1 protein-coding gene is annotated in these 244 nt (G+C 52.5%); it reads right to left on the reverse strand.

Annotated features, from left to right (window positions below; all coding sequences use genetic code 11):
- Nucleotides 1-103 precede the first annotated feature (103 nt).
- Nucleotides 104-241, reverse strand: coding sequence for a ribose-5-phosphate isomerase A (locus ACX9YW_RS23485; RefSeq protein WP_460351207.1), 138 nt, complete (start codon nucleotides 239-241; stop codon nucleotides 104-106).
- Nucleotides 242-244: the final 3 nt, after the last annotated feature.

A 244-nucleotide genomic window follows, 5' to 3' on the forward strand; every position in this document is an offset into this window, starting at 1 on the left:
ACGGTTACTTGCTCCCGCCTGACAACCTAATGGTGTGACTGGACACACAGTCAAAAAGGCCAGCTCATGACGAGCTAGCCTTTTTCAAACTAAATTTAATGGTTTAGTCGCGCGCGTTCAAGACTTCTGGTCCGTCTTGACGGCCGACGATGACCGTGTTGACCGTGTCTAAGAACAACCCGTGTTCCACGACACCCACGATGCCGTTTAAGGTGTTGGCCAGTTCGTGGGGGTGATCGATGCG

The organism is Pseudoneobacillus rhizolycopersici (genome assembly GCF_054786815.1).